This is a genomic window from Streptomyces sp. NPDC059875, assembly GCF_042731085.1.
In the GTDB taxonomy this organism is placed as follows: domain Bacteria; phylum Actinomycetota; class Actinomycetes; order Streptomycetales; family Streptomycetaceae; genus Streptomyces.
The window spans coordinates 21,332-38,689 of record NZ_JBHWJZ010000033.1 but is presented as its reverse complement, the minus strand read 5'-3'; the positions used below and the strand labels follow the sequence as shown (position 1 = coordinate 38,689).

At 73.6% G+C, this 17,358-nt stretch carries 17 protein-coding genes and 5 tRNA genes; 14 read left to right on the top strand and 8 right to left on the bottom strand.

Annotation, left to right across the window (positions count from 1 at the left end; translation table 11 throughout):
- The first annotated feature begins 60 nt into the window (after window positions 1-60).
- The 5 genes from ACFV9D_RS31235 to ACFV9D_RS31215 all read left to right on the top strand — a co-directional run bounded on the left by ACFV9D_RS31235 (window position 61) and on the right by ACFV9D_RS31215 (window position 8,169).
- Window positions 61-696: a GNAT family N-acetyltransferase gene (locus tag ACFV9D_RS31235; protein WP_385153631.1), complete on the top strand. Its 636-nt coding sequence runs from the start codon at window positions 61-63 to the stop codon at window positions 694-696.
- 71 nt (window positions 697-767) lie between these two features.
- On the top strand, window positions 768-1,976 hold the full coding sequence (gene cbiE / locus ACFV9D_RS31230; RefSeq protein WP_385153628.1) for a precorrin-6y C5,15-methyltransferase (decarboxylating) subunit CbiE: 1,209 nt from the start codon (window positions 768-770) through the stop codon (window positions 1,974-1,976).
- Window positions 1,977-2,318: 342 nt separating this feature from the next.
- Complete coding sequence (gene cobT, locus ACFV9D_RS31225) at window positions 2,319-5,741, top strand: nicotinate-nucleotide--dimethylbenzimidazole phosphoribosyltransferase (protein WP_385153625.1); 3,423 nt, start codon at window positions 2,319-2,321, stop codon at window positions 5,739-5,741.
- 301 nt (window positions 5,742-6,042) lie between these two features.
- Window positions 6,043-7,284: a uroporphyrinogen-III C-methyltransferase gene (gene cobA, locus ACFV9D_RS31220; protein ID WP_385153623.1), complete on the top strand. Its 1,242-nt coding sequence runs from the start codon at window positions 6,043-6,045 to the stop codon at window positions 7,282-7,284.
- Between the two features lie 66 nt (window positions 7,285-7,350).
- Window positions 7,351-8,169: a TrmH family RNA methyltransferase gene (locus ACFV9D_RS31215; RefSeq protein ID WP_385153620.1), complete on the top strand. Its 819-nt coding sequence runs from the start codon at window positions 7,351-7,353 to the stop codon at window positions 8,167-8,169.
- Window positions 8,170-8,201: 32 nt separating this feature from the next.
- On the opposite strand, the gene ACFV9D_RS31210 is transcribed toward ACFV9D_RS31215, so the two are convergent.
- On the bottom strand, window positions 8,202-9,356 hold the full coding sequence (locus ACFV9D_RS31210; RefSeq protein ID WP_385153617.1) for a protein kinase: 1,155 nt from the start codon (window positions 9,354-9,356) through the stop codon (window positions 8,202-8,204).
- Window positions 9,357-9,551: 195 nt separating this feature from the next.
- Between ACFV9D_RS31210 and ACFV9D_RS31205 the strand changes: the two genes are divergently transcribed.
- From ACFV9D_RS31205 to ACFV9D_RS31190, 4 genes are all read left to right on the top strand, one after another.
- Window positions 9,552-9,785, top strand: coding sequence for a hypothetical protein (locus tag ACFV9D_RS31205; protein ID WP_385153614.1), 234 nt, complete (start codon window positions 9,552-9,554; stop codon window positions 9,783-9,785).
- Window positions 9,786-9,973: 188 nt separating this feature from the next.
- Window positions 9,974-10,141, top strand: a complete 168-nt coding sequence (locus ACFV9D_RS31200; protein WP_385153611.1) for a hypothetical protein — start codon at window positions 9,974-9,976, stop codon at window positions 10,139-10,141.
- A 210-nt stretch (window positions 10,142-10,351) separates the two neighbouring features.
- A complete protein-coding gene (locus ACFV9D_RS31195) occupies window positions 10,352-11,293 on the top strand; it encodes a phosphotransferase family protein (protein WP_385153608.1) in 942 nt (313 codons plus the stop codon).
- 40 nt (window positions 11,294-11,333) lie between these two features.
- Window positions 11,334-11,621: a zf-TFIIB domain-containing protein gene (locus ACFV9D_RS31190; RefSeq protein ID WP_385153605.1), complete on the top strand. Its 288-nt coding sequence runs from the start codon at window positions 11,334-11,336 to the stop codon at window positions 11,619-11,621.
- A 75-nt stretch (window positions 11,622-11,696) separates the two neighbouring features.
- On the opposite strand, the gene ACFV9D_RS31185 is transcribed toward ACFV9D_RS31190, so the two are convergent.
- The 5 genes from ACFV9D_RS31185 to ACFV9D_RS31165 form a co-directional block, all read right to left on the bottom strand.
- A tRNA-Val gene (locus ACFV9D_RS31185) sits at window positions 11,697-11,768 on the bottom strand.
- A 39-nt stretch (window positions 11,769-11,807) separates the two neighbouring features.
- A tRNA-Val gene (locus ACFV9D_RS31180) sits at window positions 11,808-11,879 on the bottom strand.
- A 39-nt stretch (window positions 11,880-11,918) separates the two neighbouring features.
- Window positions 11,919-11,990: transfer RNA gene (locus ACFV9D_RS31175), tRNA-Val, on the bottom strand.
- A gap of 1 nt (window position 11,991) precedes the next feature.
- A tRNA-Cys gene (locus ACFV9D_RS31170) sits at window positions 11,992-12,065 on the bottom strand.
- Window positions 12,066-12,104: 39 nt separating this feature from the next.
- Window positions 12,105-12,177: transfer RNA gene (locus ACFV9D_RS31165), tRNA-Gly, on the bottom strand.
- Between the two features lie 289 nt (window positions 12,178-12,466).
- On the opposite strand from ACFV9D_RS31165, the gene ACFV9D_RS31160 reads away from it, so the two are divergent.
- The 3 genes from ACFV9D_RS31160 (at window position 12,467) to ACFV9D_RS31150 (ending at window position 15,281) form a co-directional block, all read left to right on the top strand.
- Window positions 12,467-13,519 (top strand): chorismate-binding protein, encoded by a 1,053-nt coding sequence (locus ACFV9D_RS31160; protein WP_385153602.1) that lies wholly within the window; start codon window positions 12,467-12,469, stop codon window positions 13,517-13,519.
- On the top strand, window positions 13,516-14,346 hold the full coding sequence (locus ACFV9D_RS31155; RefSeq protein ID WP_385153599.1) for an aminotransferase class IV: 831 nt from the start codon (window positions 13,516-13,518) through the stop codon (window positions 14,344-14,346). The genes ACFV9D_RS31160 and ACFV9D_RS31155 overlap by 4 nt, the downstream gene beginning before the upstream one ends.
- A 95-nt stretch (window positions 14,347-14,441) precedes the next feature.
- Window positions 14,442-15,281: a GNAT family N-acetyltransferase gene (locus tag ACFV9D_RS31150; protein WP_385153596.1), complete on the top strand. Its 840-nt coding sequence runs from the start codon at window positions 14,442-14,444 to the stop codon at window positions 15,279-15,281.
- Here ACFV9D_RS31150 and ACFV9D_RS31145 read toward each other — a convergent pair.
- Window positions 15,278-15,796: a DsbA family protein gene (locus ACFV9D_RS31145; protein WP_385153593.1), complete on the bottom strand. Its 519-nt coding sequence runs from the start codon at window positions 15,794-15,796 to the stop codon at window positions 15,278-15,280. The genes ACFV9D_RS31150 and ACFV9D_RS31145 overlap by 4 nt on opposite strands.
- A 166-nt stretch (window positions 15,797-15,962) precedes the next feature.
- On the opposite strand from ACFV9D_RS31145, the gene ACFV9D_RS31140 reads away from it, so the two are divergent.
- Together ACFV9D_RS31140 and ACFV9D_RS31135 are read left to right on the top strand one after the other, a co-directional pair.
- Window positions 15,963-16,391 (top strand): hypothetical protein, encoded by a 429-nt coding sequence (locus tag ACFV9D_RS31140; RefSeq protein ID WP_385153590.1) that lies wholly within the window; start codon window positions 15,963-15,965, stop codon window positions 16,389-16,391.
- 94 nt (window positions 16,392-16,485) lie between these two features.
- Complete coding sequence (locus ACFV9D_RS31135; RefSeq protein WP_361601803.1) at window positions 16,486-16,638, top strand: hypothetical protein; 153 nt, start codon at window positions 16,486-16,488, stop codon at window positions 16,636-16,638.
- Between the two features lie 19 nt (window positions 16,639-16,657).
- Here ACFV9D_RS31135 and ACFV9D_RS31130 read toward each other — a convergent pair whose 3' ends face one another.
- Window positions 16,658-17,215 (bottom strand): CGNR zinc finger domain-containing protein, encoded by a 558-nt coding sequence (locus tag ACFV9D_RS31130; RefSeq protein ID WP_385153587.1) that lies wholly within the window; start codon window positions 17,213-17,215, stop codon window positions 16,658-16,660.
- Window positions 17,216-17,358 lie beyond the last annotated feature (143 nt).

Genomic DNA, 17,358 nt, shown 5'->3' with positions numbered 1-17,358 from the left:
TTCATACTGCATGCTGTGCGTTCACGGTCGATTCGGACGGTCCTCGGCATGGAGCTGCGCATGACTACCACCTTTCCGGACATCTCCATCAACACGGACCGGTTGGTGCTGCGCGCGCTCGAAGAGGCCGACGCCCCGGCCCTGGCCGAGATGATGAACGACGAGATGGTCGCGGCCTGGACGGCCGTCCCCCAGCCGTACACCGAGGACGCCGCGCGCCGCTGGATCACCGAGTACGCCCCCACCGAGCGCGCCGCCGGCCGGGGCCTCGACCTCGCCGTCACCGAGTTCCTCACCCAGCGGCTCGTGGGCATCATCCAGCTGAGCAACACCAACTGGCGGGTCCGCTCCACCGAGCTCTCCTACATCATCGCCCCCTGGGCCCGAGGCGAGGGATACGCCTCCGAAGCCGCCCTGGCCACCGCCCAGTGGCTCTTCGGCGACCAGGGCTTCGAGCGCATCGAGCTGCGCACCGCCGCCGACAACACCGCCTCCCAGCAGGTCGCCCAGAAGATCGGCTGCATCAGCGAAGGCGTCCTGCGCGGTGCCTGCATAGCCCGCACTCGTACCGAGGACGGCGACTGGGCCGACCTGCGCACCGACTTCATCGTGTGGGGCCTGCTCCCCGAGGACCTCGAGGGCGTCGCCGATCAGATGGCCGAGGCCGGATACTCGTCGTTCACCGACTGGAGCTGAGCGGGCCACCGACCCGGGGTACCCTCGACACGCCCCCGACCTGCGACAAAGACCTCAGGAGACAGACGACGATGGCCGACCGGGTCACGGTGATCGGCTGGGACGGCTCGCCGCTCACCGCAGCCGCCCGGTCCGCGCTCTCCGCCGCCACCCTCGTGGCCGGGGCCGCGCACCATCTCGCCCTGCCCGAGGTGCCGCCGGGAGCCGAGCGCATCCGGCTCGGCAGCGTCGACCTCGCCGCCCGCAGGATCGCCGGCCACCGCGGCACCGCCGTCGTCCTCGCCGACGGCGACCCCGGCTTCTTCGGCGTCGTCCGCACCCTGCGCGCCCCCGAGCACGGCCTCGAGGTCGAGGTCGTCCCGGCCGTCTCCTCCGTCGCCGCCGCCTTCGCCCGGGCCGGCATGCCCTGGGACGACGCCCGGATCGTCGTCGCCCACCAGCGCACCCTGCGCCGCGCCGTGAACGTCTGCCGCGCCCACCCCAAGGTCGCCGTCCTCACGTCGCCCGGCGCCGGCCCCGCCGAACTCGCCCTCCTCCTCGACGGCGTGCACCGCACCTTCGTCATCTGCGAGGAGCTCGGTACCGACCGCGAACAGGTCACCGTCCTCACCTCCGACAAGGCCGCCGACCACGCCTGGCGCGACCCGAACGTCGTGATCGTCATCGGCGGCTCCGCCGGCGGGCACGGCGGGGGCTGGCTGATGGGGCACGAGACGCCGAAGGTACGCGGCTGGGCCCTGCCCTCCGAGGAGACCGGCGAGGACCGCGCCGCCGGCAGCGGGGAGACCCCCACCCTGCGCGCCGCCCAACTCGCCCGCCTCGGCCCCCGCGTCGGCGACCTCGTCTGGGACATCGGCTGCGGGAGCGGCGCCCTCTCGGTCGAGGCCGCCCGCTTCGGCGCGGCCGTCATCGCCGTGGACGCCGACCCGGCCGCCTGCGCCCGCACCGAGGCCGCCGCCCGCCGCCACGGCGTCCAGCTGCAGGCCGTACCGGGCCGCGCCCCGCACGTACTGGAACGGCTCCCCGAACCCGACGTCGTACGGATCGGCGGCGGCGGCGTCCCCGTCGTCACCGCCTGCACCGACCGCAGGCCCGAGCGGATCGTCGCCCACGCCACCACCCGCGACGAGGCCGAGGCCATCGGCGCGGCGCTCGCCGACGGCGGCTACACCGTCGAATGCTCCCTGCTGCAGAGCGTCGGCCTCGACCCGGCCGACTGGTCGGAACGTGAACGCTCCGTCGTCTTCCTGCTCTCCGGCCGCCGGCCGACCTCCGCCTAGGGCCTGTCCGGCTCCGCCGGGGGAACCCCACCCGTGCCCGAGCCGTACCACCGGGCGAGGTAGGCTGGCCGATTGTTGTACCGCACCGGGACCATCGGCGGTTTGGCCGCCAATGTCCGGAAGTAGGGGCCCCATTGGGTCGCTGATGTGGTACGGCGTAACCGGGGGACGCGCGACGTGGCGCAGTCCACAGCGCACCGTGGCAGATCTCCCTGCCACGATGGCCGAAGGCCGCGACAATGCTTGGGTGTCCGCGCGTCATTCGTGCCGCACGGCGCGCACGCTCGTTCTTGTTGACGGGCGAAGGTCTGAAGGAGCACAACCGATGGGCGAGGGGTACGCATGACGGACACCGGCCAGGTCCCGGGCGAGGGGCTGCCGGAGAACGCAGGCATGGTCGAGCAGCCGGGCATCCCCGCTCCGGGCGCGTACACCTTCCTGGACCCCTCCGAGAACGCAGCCGAGGACGACGACCTCCTTCTGATGCCGGGCGCGCAGGGCGCGTGGAGCGAGCACCAGCCGGGCGCCGTGCAGGCGCCGCCCGTCGCCGTGCCGGCGCCCGGGATGATGCCGGGTCAGCTGCCGCCGGTGGGCGACCCGCTCACCGACCCGCTTGCGGGTCCGATCGCCGACGCCCTCGCCGCGCAGGCGCCGATGGCACCGGTCCCGCCGGCCGCCGCGGCCGCCCCCGTGGCGCACGAGGCCGTCTCCACCCCCGCGCACGGCGTGCCGACGGCCCCGCAGGAGCCGGTCCTCACCGACCACGGGTACGAGCCCGGGATCCTGGACACCGGCGCCCACGAGGCAGCCGGTCGCGACTCCGGCTCGGTCGACCTCAGCGGGGTACGCGTACCGCCGCCGGCCGCCGCCTCCACTCCGCCGCCCGCCCGCCGTCCGCTGCACATGGGCCCGCCCGTCCCGGAGACCGGCGGGGGCGTCGTGCGCTCGCTCGCCGACCGCGGCCCCGCCGGTGCTCCGGTGCCCGCGCCGGCACCCGCGCCCGTCGCCGCCCAGGTCGCCGCAACGGCGCCCGTCCCCATGGCGGCCCGTGTGCAGGGCCCGCCGACGACCGGCCCCGAGTACCTCGACATCCCGCAGGAGCAGCCCGCCGCGCCGGTCGCCCCCCAGCTCGGCGAGATCCCGCCGCAGGGCGCCGTGCCGTGGGACCCGCAGCCCCAGGGGCCGGCGGCGGCGCCGGCGCACCAGGCCGTCCCCGCAGAAACGGTCGGCCAGTTCGTCCAGGTCGAGGGCACGGTCCCGACCACCCCGCACCTGGCGCCGACGCCGGTGGCCGAGGTCGTCGAGGCGGTCGAGGAGACGGTTCCCGCTCCTGAGCACGTGGCCGAGCCCGCGCCCGAGCAGGCGCCGGTTCCGGCGCCGATGCAGGTCGCCGAGCCCGCCGCCGAGGAGCCCGCGGTCGAGGTCCCGGCCGAGCTTCCGGTCGAGGTTCCCGCCGTGTCCGAGGAGCCGGTGGAGGAGGCCCCTGCGGCCGTCCCCGCCCCGCGCGACGGCGGCTCGTCCACTGCGGTTCCCGTACCCGTACCGCCCGCGGAGGCCGTGACCGAGGCCGAGCCGCAGGCCGTGACAGAGGTTCAGCCGGAGCCGGTCCAGGAGCCGGTGGCCGAGGCCGTCGTCGAGCCCCTCGTCGAGCCCGTCGCCGAGGAGGCCGCGGAGCCCGAGGTCGAGCCCGAGCCCGAGGTCGAGCCCCCGGTCGAGCCGGTCGCGGAGACCCCCGCCGCCGAGCAGCCCGCTGTGGACGAGCCCGCCGCGGTGGAGCCCGTCGCCGTGGAGCCGGTCGTCGTCGAGCCGGCCGCCGAGGCCCTCGAGCAGGAGCAGCCGGAGCCGGCGACCGAGGTCGGGGCCGAGGTGCCGGCCGAGGTCCAGGCCCCGGCCGAAGCTGTTGAAGAGTCCGCCGAAGAGCCCGTCGCCGAGGAGCCCGCGGCGCAGGAGCCTGCGCCGGAGGAGCCGACGGCCGACGAGACCGCCGGCGACGACGACTCCGCCGAGGAGCTCCAGGAGCCGGAGGCTGTCGGTGCCCCGGCGCCCGGGTACGACGAGGCCGAGCGCGAGGCCGTGCTGCGCGTGATGCGCGAGCGTCGCGACATCCGCAACGGCTTCCGATCCGACCCGATCCCGCACGAGGTGCTGCTCCGCGTCCTGGAGGCCGCCCACACGGCGCCCAGCGTCGGCCACTCCCAGCCCTGGGACTTCGTCGTCATCCGCTCCGCCGAGACCCGCCGGAGCATGCACGAACTCGCCCAGCGCCAGCGCGAGGCCTACGCCCAGTCGCTGCCCAAGGCCCGGGCGAAGCAGTTCAAGGAACTGAAGATCGAGGCCATCCTCGACACCCCGGTCAACATCGTCGTCACCGCCGACCCCACGCGGGGCGGCCGGCACACCCTGGGCCGCTACACGCAGCCGCAGATGGCGCCGTACTCCTCCGCGCTCGCCGTCGAGAACCTGTGGCTCGCCGCCCGCGCCGAAGGCCTCGGCGTCGGCTGGGTCAGCTTCTTCGACGAGCGCGAGATGGTCCGCGCGCTCGGCCTCCCCGAGCACCTGGAGGTCGTCGCGTACCTGTGCGTCGGGTACGTCGACGAGTTCCCCGCGGAGCCCGAGCTGATGCAGGCGGGCTGGTCCAAGCGGCGCCCGCTGTCCTGGGTCGTCCACGAGGAGACGTACGGCCGGCGCGCCCTGCCGGGCGAGGAGCCGCACGACCTGCTCCAGGAGACCGTCGCCAACATCCGCCCACTGGACGCCAAGGCGCTCGGCGAGGCGTGGGAGCGGCAGAAGCGCATGACGAAGCCCGCCGGGGCGCTCGGCATGCTGGAGATCATCTCCGCGCAGCTCTCCGGGCTCTCCCGGATGTGCCCGCCGCCGATCCCGGAGCCCGCGGCCGTCGCGATCTTCGCCGGCGACCACGGAGTGCACGCCCAGGGCGTCACGGCCTGGCCCCAGGAGGTGACCGGCCAGATGGTCGCGAACTTCCTCGGTGGCGGAGCGGTCTGCAACGCCTTCGCGAACCAGGTCGGCGCCGAGGTCTGCGTCATCGACGTCGGTGTCGCCTCCGACCTGCCGTCCACGCCGGGGCTGCTGCCCCGCAAGGTCCGCGCCGGTACGGGCGACTTCACGACCGGCCTCGCGATGACCCGCGACGAGGCGCTCGCCGCGATCGAGGTGGGCATCGAGACCGCGCGGGACCTGGTGGCGGCGGGCAACAAGGCGCTCCTGACCGGTGAGATGGGTATCGCGAACACGACCGCGTCCGCGGCTCTGATCTCCGTGTACACGGGGGTCGACCCGGTCGAGGTCACCGGCCGTGGCACCGGCATCAACGACGAGATGCACGCGCGGAAGGTCGACGTGGTCCGCCGCGCCCTCGACCTCCACAAGCCGGACCCGGCGGACCCGATCGGCGTCCTCTCGGCGATCGGCGGCCTGGAGCACGCGGCGCTCGTCGGCCTGATCCTCGGCGCGGCCTCGCTGCGTACCCCGGTCGTCCTCGACGGCGTCTCAACAGGTGCGGCCGCACTGGTGGCCCGGGCGATCGCGCCCGAGTCCCTGGCGGCGTGCATCGCGGGCCACCGCAGCGCGGAGCCCGGCCACGTCGCGGCCCTCAACAAGCTGGGCCTGCGCCCCCTGGTCGACCTCGACCTCCGCCTCGGCGAGGGCACCGGCGCCCTCCTCGCCCTCCCGATCGTCCAGAGCGCAGCCCGCGCGATGCACGAGGTGGCGACGTTCGACTCGGCGGGCGTGACGGAGAAGTAGAGGATGGCGGGCGCTGCCCCCCGACCCGTTGTGGGCATACGTCCCGCAGGGCTGGGGGTCCCCCCGGACGGAGTCTGGGGGAGGGGGTGGGCACAACCCACGGGGGCGGCGCCCCATCAGGGCAGTTCAGCCCTTGGGCCCGTGGCCCGAGCCCCGGGGGCCCGGAGGGACATCCGTCACAGGCCGCCCACCCCCGGTGACCGATATCGTGGGTGCGGGTACCCGAAACCCGTCCCCACCAGCCGCTTCAGCGCCGACGCGGCCCCGCACACGCCCCGCCCCTCCGAGGAGCCGCACACCCATGGCCGAGAACGCGCCGCACGCCGCGCACCCCGCCTACCCCGTAGGACTCCGCCTCTCCGGTCGCCGCGTCGTCGTCTTCGGCGGCGGCCAGGTCGCCCAGCGCCGGCTCCCCGCCCTCATCGCCGCCGGCGCCGACGTCACGCTCGTCTCCCCGTCCGCCACCCCGTCCGTCGAGGCGATGGCCGAGGCCGGCGAGATCACCTGGGTCAGGCGACGGTACGAGGACGGGGACATCGCCGACGCCTGGTACGCGCTCGTCGCCACCAGCGACCCCGTCGCCAACGCCGCCGCCTCCGCCGAGGCCGAGCGGACCAAGACCTGGTGCGTGCGCTCCGACGACGCCGACGCCGCCACCGCCTGGACCCCGGCCACCGGTCGCAGCGAGGGCGTGACCGTCGCCGTGCTCACCGGTCACGACCCCCGCCGCTCCGCCGCCGTGCGCGACGCGATCGTCGAGGGCCTGCGGGACGGTTCGCTCGCGGCCCCGCAACACCGCACCCGTACCTCCTTCGTGGCGCTGGTCGGCGGCGGCCCCGGCGACCCCGACCTCATCACGGTCCGCGGCCGTCGGCTGCTCGCCGAGGCCGACGTGGTCATCGCCGACCGCCTGGGCCCCCGTGACCTCCTCGACGAGCTGCCCCCGCACGTCGAGGTCATCGACGCGGCGAAGATCCCGTACGGCCGCTTCATGGCCCAGGAGGCCATCAACAACGCGCTGATCGAGCACGCCAAGGCCGGCAAGTCCGTCGTACGGCTGAAGGGCGGCGACCCCTTCGTCTTCGGCCGCGGCATGGAGGAGGCCCAGGCGCTGGCGGCGGAGGGCATCGCCTGCACCGTCGTCCCCGGCATCTCCAGCTCGATCTCCGTCCCCGGCGCGGCCGGCATCCCGGTCACGCACCGCGGAGTGGCCCACGAGTTCACCGTCGTCAGCGGGCATGTGGCGCCCGACGACCCGCGCTCCCTGGTCGACTGGGCGTCTCTCGCCAAGCTCACCGGCACGCTGGTGATCCTCATGGGCGTCGACAAGATCGGGAAGATCGCCGAGGCGCTGATCGCCCACGGCAAGGCCCCCGAGACCCCGCTCGCCCTCGTTCAGGAGGGCACCACGGCCACCCAGCGCCGGGTGGACGCCACGCTGGCCACCGTCGCGGAGACGGTCAAGGCGGAGGAGGTCCGTCCGCCGGCCGTCATCGTCATCGGCGACGTCGTCGGCGAGGGCCCTGGGAAGCTCGTGAAGTAACCAGGGGCCATCCAACCCCCTGCCGCACACATTGGCACCGCACCCCGGACAAGGCAGTATCACCACGTGGCCGAACTCATCACCATCGACGACCCCGACGACCCGCGCCTGCGCGACTACATCGGGCTGACCGACGTCGAGCTGCGCCGCAGGCGCGAGCCCGCGGAGGGCCTGTTCATCGCCGAGGGCGAGAAGGTCATCCGCCGGGCCCGCCAGGCCGGGTACGAGATGCGGTCGATGCTGCTGTCCGCCAAGTGGGTCGACGTCATGCGCGACGTCATCGACGAGGTCCCGGCGCCCGTGTACGCGGTGCAGCCGGAGCTCGCCGAGCGCGTCACCGGCTACCACGTGCACCGCGGCGCCCTCGCCTCCATGCAGCGCAAGCCGCTGCCGAGCGCCGAGGAACTCCTCCGTACCGCCCGCCGGGTCGCCGTGATGGAGTCGGTCAACGACCACACCAACATCGGCGCCATCTTCCGCAGCGCCGCCGCCCTCGGCATGGACGCGGTGCTGCTGTCCCCGGACTGCGCGGACCCGCTGTACCGCCGGTCCGTGAAGGTCTCCATGGGTGCGGTCTTCTCCGTCCCGTACGCCCGTCTGGACACCTGGCCGCGCGGCCTGGAGGCGGTACGGGAGGCGGGCTTCAAGCTCCTCGCCCTCACCCCCGACGAGAAGGCGTCCCCGATCGACGTGGCGGCCCCGCACAAGCTGGAGCGGGCGGCGCTGATGCTCGGCGCGGAGGGCGACGGCCTGTCCACACAGGCGCTGCGCGCCGCGGACGAATGGGTCCGCATCCCGATGGCACACGGGGTCGACTCGCTCAACGTGGGCGCGGCGGCCGCGGTGGCCTTCTACGCGGTGGCGAGCGGCCGCCCGCAGGACTAGGGCCTGTCCGGCCGATCAGGGTCGGACAGACCCTAACCCTGCAGGGCCTGCGCGGCCGCGATCCCCAACGCCACCACGAGCGTCACCACGACGAAGACGAAGAGCCGCTGACGCAGCAGTCGGGGATTGGCGGGCCGCCGGCCGGTGGACGTGGTGCGCGCGCCGCCGGGTCGGGACGGTGCGGGCCGCCCGTTGGGCCGGGACTGCGGGGCCGGCCGCCCGTTGGTACGGGACGCCGAAGGCCGCGGGGCCGGACCCTGGGCGTTCCCCTGCGTTGTGCGCTCGGTGTACCGCTCCGTGGGCCGGCTGCCCGTGGACTGCTCCGTACGGTCCCGCTGCACCGGCGGGCGGGCGGCGGGGAGTCCCTGCGCCTCGCGGGCCGCGATCTCCTTGAGCCGCATGGAGAGTTGCAGGGTGCTGGGACGCTCCTCGGGGTCCTTCGCCAGACACGCCCGGACGAGCGGGGCCAGCGCGTCCGGTACGCCGGTCAGCTGTGGCTCCTCGTGCACCACCCGGTAGAGCATGACCTCCGAACTGCCGTGCCCGAAGGGTGAGTCCGCCATCGCCGCGTACGCGAGGGTGGCACCGAGCGAGAACACGTCCGTGGCCGGGGTGACGGCCGCGCCCCGCACCTGCTCGGGCGCGAGGAAGCCGGGGGAGCCTACGGCCGTGCCCACGTGGGTGAGGGTGCTGGCGCCGGTGGCCCAGGCGATGCCGAAGTCGATGATCCGGGGGCCCTTGGGGGACAGCAGGATGTTCGAGGGCTTGAGGTCCCGGTGCACGACACCGGCCTCGTGGACGGCGACCAGGCCCTCCGAGAGCGCCGCCCCGATCGCGGCCACGTCGGCGGCCCGCAGCGGACCCTCCTCGGCGACCCGGTCGTGCAGCGAGGGGCCGGGCACGTACTGGGTGGCGAACCACGGGCGGTCGGCCTCCAGATCGGCCGCGACCAGCCGGGCCGTGCAGCCGCCGCGGATCCGCCGGGCGGCGGACACCTCGCGGGCGAAGCGCGACCGGAACTCCTGGTCCTCGGCCAGATCCGGCCGGATCACCTTCAGCGCCACGCGCTGCCCGCGCCGGTCGGAGCCCAGGTACACGACCCCCATCCCGCCGGCCCCGAGCCGGCGGTGAAGCCGGAACGACCCGACGATCCGCGGATCCTCGCGCCGGAGCCGCATCATCGCCATGTCCGTCCCCTCGTCCGTTCGACGTGGCACAGCTTACGTATTGGCGCCCCGGTGTGCTCATAGGCCGCGCCCTCGCCGAAGGATCGATTGTCAGTGCTGAGGGGGACACTTGAGGGGTGGTCAGGACAAGGGCGTCGATACGCGTCCGGACCGCGGGATTCTCCAACATCCAATCGCAGAAGGGGGATTCGGTCGATGAAGGGTGATCGCGTGGAGATAGTCGTGGACGCGGGGGACACGACACGGACGTACGAAGTGGTGGCAAGCCGGGCGGGCCGGAGGGTGGAGACGGCGGTACGGCGAGGGGTGGTGGAAGTGAGCGAAGTCACGCGGACCGGGGTGGTCGTCCGGACCGCCCGCTTCATGGCGAGCCGGGTCCTCGCACTGGTCGAGCAGCCGGTACCCCTCCGGGAAGACCCTCACTCCTAGGACGGGCTCTCCACCCAGGGGAGTACGCCGTGAGGGTGCTCGTCATCCTCCGGGAGGCCCGGAGATCGGTACGCGGGCATGACGTCCGGGCGGCTTGCGATCCCTAGTGTTGAAGTCAAGCGGCGGGTGCAGCACTCGTCCCCCGAGGTCAGACACCCGCCGCTGCCAGACACGACAGGAGAGGACCCATGGCGTACACGGCACCGCGGATCAACACCCGACCTTCGGGCCGCCGCCACCCCCTGGTGGCGACCGCCATGGTCCTCCCTCTCGCGACCCTGCTGGTCGTCGTCTTCGGCGGCTGGGACGCAGTGGTCACACAGGCGTCGTCCGTGGGCGTGATGCTGGGGCGCTGAGCGGCGCCCCGGACCCGGGAGAGCGGCCCGGGTCGGGGACATCCGGCCAACAACCCCGTGGGGACGGGGGTGCGGCGGACGGCAGCGTGCGGCCGGTCAGCTGGGGAGCTGACCGGCCCTCGCGCTTTCCGGTGCCGGGTGGGCCACGTGCGGTGCCCGGGTCGGAGGCTGCCCCTTCGGGCGGGCGACGGTGCCGCGTACGCTCCACGCGTGGAGCACGCCGAACTCGAACAGCTCAGCACCCTCGCGCGGGACGCCGCGCACCGGGCCGACGCGGACTGCCCGTGCGCCTCGCACACCAGGATCGTGCTCGCCGACCGCGACGACGGCACCGTCGTCCGCCACGGCGCCGTCGTCGTCAAGGCCCACGCCCCCGGCATCGATCCCGACGAGCACGCGGCCCGGGTCGCCGTCGCCGCGCTCGACGCGCTGGACGGGATCCTGCTCCCACCCCACGCCCACCTCGCGCACCCCGATCGTGCCGACCGCCCGCTCACCGCCTGGCCCTACGGCACCCCCGTCGACCCGGCCGACCCCGACGCCGCCCCCTGGGAGGACGCGGCCCGGCTCCTTGCTCGGCTCCACCGAACGACGCCGCCCCCCGACCTCCCGCCCATGCGCGCCCCCGTCAAAGCCGCCCTCGCCGTCCGGCGGATGCGCCGGGCCGCCCCCGGCGCGCCCCGCAGCGCCGTCGAGGCCGTGCTCCGCGCCTGGCGCACCCTCCCCGAAGAACCGGCCGCCCGTCGCCTCCTCTGCCACGGCGACTTCCACCTCGGCCAGCTCGTACGCGACCCGCGGACGCCCGACGGCCCCTGGCTCCTCATCGACGTGGACGACCTCGGCCTGGGCGACCCCGCCTGGGACCTCGCCCGCCCCGCCGCCTGGTTCGCCGCCGGCATCCTGCCCTCGGACGTCTGGTCCCGATTCCTCGACGCCTACCTGACGGCCGGCGGCCCCGCCGTCACCGCCCACGACCCCTGGGCCCAACTCGACGTCCCCGCCCGCGCCCTGACCGTCCAGACCGCGGCGCTCGCCCTCGCCAAGTCCACCGACGAGAAGCGCCCCCTCGACGAGGTCGAGGAAGTGATGATCGACACCTGCGCCCGAATCGGGTCGCTCCGAACCGAGTTGCCTCCGCCCGCGTCCTCATAAGCTGAGAGCACCATCCGAACGGCAGGGAGTTGAGCCGAACATGCAGTGTCCCAAGTGCCATGCGGCCATGCACACGTACAACCGCAACGGTGTCCAGATCGAGCAGTGCAGCGGCTGCCGCGGGATATTCCTGGACTACGGCGAGCTGGAGGCCCTGACCCGGCTCGAGTCCCAGTGGGTGGGTCAGGCCCCGCCCGCGCCCGCCCCGCCGGCCTACCCGGCGCAGCCCGCCCCCGCCGCCCCCGCCTGGGGCGCCCCGCACCACGGCGGCCACCACGGCGGTCACTACCGCCAGCGCGGTTTCGGCCGGATGCTCTTCTCCTCGTGACGACCCCGCTCCTGGTGACAGGAGCGGGTACGACGAAGCCCCGGCCGCGAGCGGCGGCCGGGGCTTCGTACTGTGTGCGCGATACTGGGATTGAACCAGTGACCTCTTCCGTGTCAGGGAAGCGCTCTCCCGCTGAGCTAATCGCGCGGGACGGTCCCAAACCATACAGGACCAGCTGTTACTGCGTGCGCGATACTGGGATTGAACCAGTGACCTCTTCCGTGTCAGGGAAGCGCTCTCCCGCTGAGCTAATCGCGCGGGACGGTCCATGCGGACCGGATCTTCGGTTGTGCTGCGTGCGCGATACTGGGATTGAACCAGTGACCTCTTCCGTGTCAGGGAAGCGCTCTCCCGCTGAGCTAATCGCGCTTGGAGGTGGAGACGGGATTTGAACCCGTGTAGACGGCTTTGCAGGCCGTTGCCTCGCCTCTCGGCCACTCCACCAGGAGTGAATACGGGGGTTCGGGAAGATCCCCCACATCGAGCGGACGACGAGATTCGAACTCGCGACCCTCACCTTGGCAAGGTGATGCTCTACCAACTGAGCCACGTCCGCTTGTCGTTTCCGTTCCGCTTGCGCGTCCCGGCGACGTGTTGAACTCTAGCGGATTCCTGGGCCAGCACAAAAACGCGTTTCCGCAGCGTGCTGAGCTGCGTACCGAGCCGGGCGCCCGGGAGCGTTCGCACGGCGTTCACTCCTCGTGTTCCCCAGGTGGCTCGCAGCGGCCCCGGCGTGAGCCACCCGACGTGAGCTCCGACGTCAGCACCCCGCGCCGAGCGCCCCACCCCGAGCACCCCGGGGCACGCCCCGCCATCGCACCTCTGCCCGCCATAGACTCACACCCGTGTACGACCTTGCTCCTCTGGCCCGCTTCGGCGGCCTCGTCGCGACCGACCTGCGGGATGTCACCAGTGACCCCGAGGCCCTGGACTCCGCCGGCTTCTGGGCCGTCTCCGCGGACTTCGAGGGCCGCCTGACCTGCGCCCGCTTCGGCGACGTACGGCCGGACCCCGTCCCCGCGCCCGCCCCGGGCGCCTGGCGCGGGCCCGCCGTCGGTGACTGGACGTCCTCCCTCGACCGCGCCGCGTACACCGCGGGCGTCCGCACGATCCGCGAGCACATCGCGCGGGGCGAGGTCTACCAGGCGAACCTCTGCCGTGTGATGTCCGCGCCGCTGCCCGACCCGGGGGCCGCCGACGTCGACGCCCTCACCGCCGTCCTGGCCCGCGGCAACCCCGCCCCGTACGCCGGAACGATTCGGCTGCCCGCCCACGGCGTGGAGATCGCCACCGCGTCCCCCGAGCTCTATCTGCGCCGCGAGGGCCGCACGGTCGAGTCCGGCCCCATCAAGGGCACCGCCCGGACCGCCGACGGGCTCCTGGAGAAGGACCACGCCGAGAACGTGATGATCGTGGACCTCGTGCGCAACGACCTCGGCCGGGTCTGCGCGAGCGGCTCGGTCACCGTCCCCGAGCTGTGCGCCGTCGAAGCCCACCCCGGCCTCGTCCACCTCGTCTCCACCGTCCGCGGCGAAATCGACGAGAGCGCCGGCTGGCCGGAACTGCTCGCCGCCACCTTCCCGCCCGGCTCCGTCACCGGCGCCCCGAAGTCCAGCGCCCTGCGGATCATCAAGGCCCTGGAGACGGCGCCCCGCGGCCCGTACTGCGGAGGCATCGGCTGGGTCGACGCCGACCGCCGCACCGCCGAGCTCGCCGTCGGCATACGCACCTTCTGGATCGACCGTGCCGAGGGCGTGCTCCGCTTCGGCACCGGCGCCGGCATCACCTGGGGCTCCGACCCCGAGCGCGAGTGGGCGGAGACCGAGTTGAAGGCGTCCCGCCTGCTGGCGGTAGCGTCGGGCACGTACGAGGCGAGCGGAAAGGCCATTTCTCGATGAAACTCTGGGTCAACGGCGGGCTGTACGACGCGGCGGAAGCCCGGGTGTCCGTACTGGACCACGGCCTGACCGTCGGCGACGGCATCTTCGAAACGGTCAAGGCCGAGCGTGGCGAGACCTTCGCCCTCACCCTGCACCTGGAGCGCCTCACCCGTTCCGCACGCGGTCTCGGCCTGCCCGACCCCGACCTCGACGAGGTCCGCCGCGCCTGCGCCGCGGTCCTGGAGGCCAACCCGATGGAGCTGGGCCGGCTCCGCATCACGTACACCGGCGGACTCTCCCCGCTGGGCTCCGAGCGCGGAGACGAGGGCGCCGGCCTCGTCGTGGCGCTCGGCGAGACGGGCCGCCGCGCCGACTCGACCGCCGTCATCACGGTCCCCTGGACGCGCAACGAGCGCGGCGCGCTCACCGGCCTGAAGACCACCTCGTACGCCGAGAACGTCGTCGCCCTGGCCAGGGCGCGCGAGCAGGGCGCCTCCGAGGCGCTGTTCGCCAACACCGTCGGCCGGCTCTGCGAGGGCACGGGATCCAACGTCTTCGTCGTGATCGACGGCCGGATCCACACCCCGCCCGTCTCCTCCGGCTGCCTGGCGGGCATCACCCGCGCCCTCGCGGTGGAGTGGACCGGCGCCGAGGAGACCGACCTTCCGTTCGACGTCCTGGAGAGCGCCGAGGAGATCTTCCTGACCTCCACCCTGCGCGACGTCCAGGCCGTCCACCGCGTCGACGGGCGCACCCTGACCGGCGCACCCGGGCCCGTGACCGCCAAGGCGATGCGGATCTTCGACGAGCGCGCGGCGGAGGACAGGGACCCGCGCCTCGCGTAATTCGGATGACCGAGGGCCGGGACAGCGGTGCGGGCCCGTAGGGCCCTCCGGCAAGGGTGGTGGTGGGAGACGGGTGGGAGGGTAGAACACCGGTGATGACCACCACCCTGCGGCCGGCCGGGCCGCTTCAGCAGACCGCCGACGGCGACCGTTCCCGTACGTACGACGTCTGCGTGAACAGCCGTCGCGTGGGTTCCGTGCGCCTCGCCACCGCGCCGGGCTTCGGCGCCGGAGCCGGGGTGATCGAGGCCCTGGGCATCGACGAGAAGGACCGTCGTCGTGGCCGGGGCACGGTCGCCGCGCTCGCCGCGGAGGAGGTGCTGCGCGGCTGGGGCTGCGGCCAGGTCCAGATCTCCGTACCGGCGCGGGCGGAGGCGGCGCTGCGGATGGCCGACGCCCTCGGCTACACGGAACGCGGCCGGAACATGGTCAAGGAACTCCCCTCGGAGCCGCCGGCGCTGCCGCCCGGCCTCGAGGTCCGCCCGATGACTGTGGCGGAGTTCGGGCCGTGGGAGGCGAACGCCAAGGAGAGCTACGCGCGCAGCTGGATCGAGCGGGGCGTTCCCGAGGGCCAGGCCCGCGCCAAGGCCGAGGCCGGCCACCGTGAGCTGCTGCCGCACGGCCTGGACACCCCGGGGGCGGCGATCAGCGTGGCCGTTCGGGGCGGCGAGACCGTCGGTCATGTGTGGACCGCCGGCCGCGAGCTGGAGCCGGGGGTCCACGGGAGCTACGTCTACGACATCGAGGTCGCCGAGGCGCAGCGCGGCCGCGGCTACGGCCGCGCCCTGATGCTGCTCGCCGAGCGGGCCGCGCTCGCCGCCGGGGAGCGCCTGCTCGGACTCCATGTCTTCGCGGGCAACACCCCGGCGATCCGCCTCTACGAGTCGCTCGGCTACCGGACGACCCACGTCAACAGCTGGAAGGCCCTGTTCTAGCCGGCGGCCAGCAGACGGTCGGCGATCGCCTCGATGCGCTCGCGCAGGCCGTCCTGGCTCTTGCCGCCGTCCATGCGCTCGCCGTCGACGACATAGGTCGGCGTGCCGGTGACCTTGATGGCCTTGCCCTCGGCCTGGTCGGCGTCGACGGTCAGCAGGTGCCGGCCGTCGATCAGGGCGGTGTCGAACTCCTCGGCGTCCAGGCCCAGTTCGCCCGCGATCTCGAGGAGCACCGGCTCGCCCCGGTCGCTCAGCTCGGTCGTCCTGGCCAGTAGCGCCTCCACGTAGGGCCATCCCTTGCCCTGCTCGGCCGCCTCCTCCGCGGCCTGGGCGGCGGCGTAGGCGTGCTTGTGCTTCTCCAGCGGGAAGTGCCGCAGCTGTACGTCGATCCGGTCGCCGTACTTCTCGCGCAGCGCGCGTACGTCGTCGAGCGCGCGGAAGCAGTCGGGGCACTCGAGGTCGAACCAGGCCTCCACGACGACGGGGGAGGTGGACGGGGTGGTGGAGTCACTCATGGGGGCAGTCTTCCAGCCGCCGCGGAGAGGGCCCAACCGGGACCTGGGGAGGAGATCCGTACGGGGCGACCCGGAGATCTCCCTGAGGTCGGCCCGGAACATGGCCGCGAGGGGCCCGAGCGGTGCAGGATGGAAGGGACGTATCGCCCCGTGCCAGGAGGATCGCATGCTCGCCGAGACCATCTTTTCCGCGGTGTCAGCAGCGGGCCTCGGTATCGCCGCGATCACGGCGTACCGCAAGCGTTTCCTCGCCGCGACGCGGATCGCCGCCTACTCGCTCGTGCCCGTCGGTCTGGTCATGACCGGGGCGGTGGAGTGGGCCTTCGACACGGCCTTCAGCCCGACCGCCTGGGCCGGCTTCGGTGTGCTGGGCGTGGCCTGGCTGCTCTTCATGTCCGCGCGTGCGGTCGAGCGGCGCAGGGGCCCGGCCCGCAAGGAGGCGGCCAAGGGTGCCCGGCCGGATGCCGCCGCCCCGGCCGCGTCGGCGCCCGCGCTGGGCCAGGGACAGCGTGGTGCGACCCCGAAGCCGCAGGCCACGGCGGCCGGGGAGGACTTCAGTGACATCGAGGCGATCCTGAAGAAGCACGGGATCTGACGGGCGGCACATCCACGGGATGGAATGAACTGCCGTCCCCGAGGGGCGTGTTGCGGGCCGTCCCGGGCGCCGCTGCGCCATGATCGCCCCCGAGATGCTGGATACCTCGCGGGATCACGCCCCCGCCCCCACCGAAGAGCCGCGCGGCTGTCTGTTCGCGCTCTCCCAGCCGCCGCTGATGATCTTCCTCGCGGTCATCGGCTGTCTGCTCCTGATGGCCGCCGTGCACGACCTCTTCCTGCTGTGAGGGGCCGGAGCGGGCCGGATCAGCCGGCGGCTTCCTTGCGGCGCGCCCGGTACGCGGCCACGTGGAGCCGGTTACCGCAGGTGCGGCTGTCGCAGTAGCGGCGGGAACGGTTGCGGGAGAGGTCGACGAAGGCCCGGCCGCAGTCCGGGGCCTCGCAGCGCCGGAGCCGCTCCTGCTCGCCCGCCACCACGATGAACGCCAGTGCCATGCCGCAGTCCGCGCCGAGGTGGTCGGCGATCGACGCGCCCGGCGCGAAGTAGTGCACGTGCCAGTCGTAGTTGTCGTGGTCGGTGAGCTGCGGGGTGGTGCCCGCGGCCGCCACCAGCTGGTTGATCAGCGTCGCCGCGATCCGGGCGTCCGGCGCCGCGAAGACGGCCGCGAACCTGGCGCGGACCTCGCGCACGCCCCGCAGGTCGTTCTCGTCGAGCTCGCCGACGTCGCTGATGTCGTGGGCCCGCACGAAGGTGTGCAGCGACTGGAGGTCCGCGAGCTCGTCGTCACGGTCGCCCTGCGGGGCGGTGTTCATCAGATCGACGACGGTGTCGAGGGCGATCCGGGTGTCGTGAGGGATCAGCACGATTCGCTCCATGGCCGGCTGCGGGCGGGCGCCCGCGGAATTGCGCTGACTCTAGCGGCTTCGTCGCGCACGGCCCGGGGCGGTCCGAAAGCGGTCCGGAACAGGGCCGAAACCAGGCCTCGACCGGCCGTCCGGGACCCGGT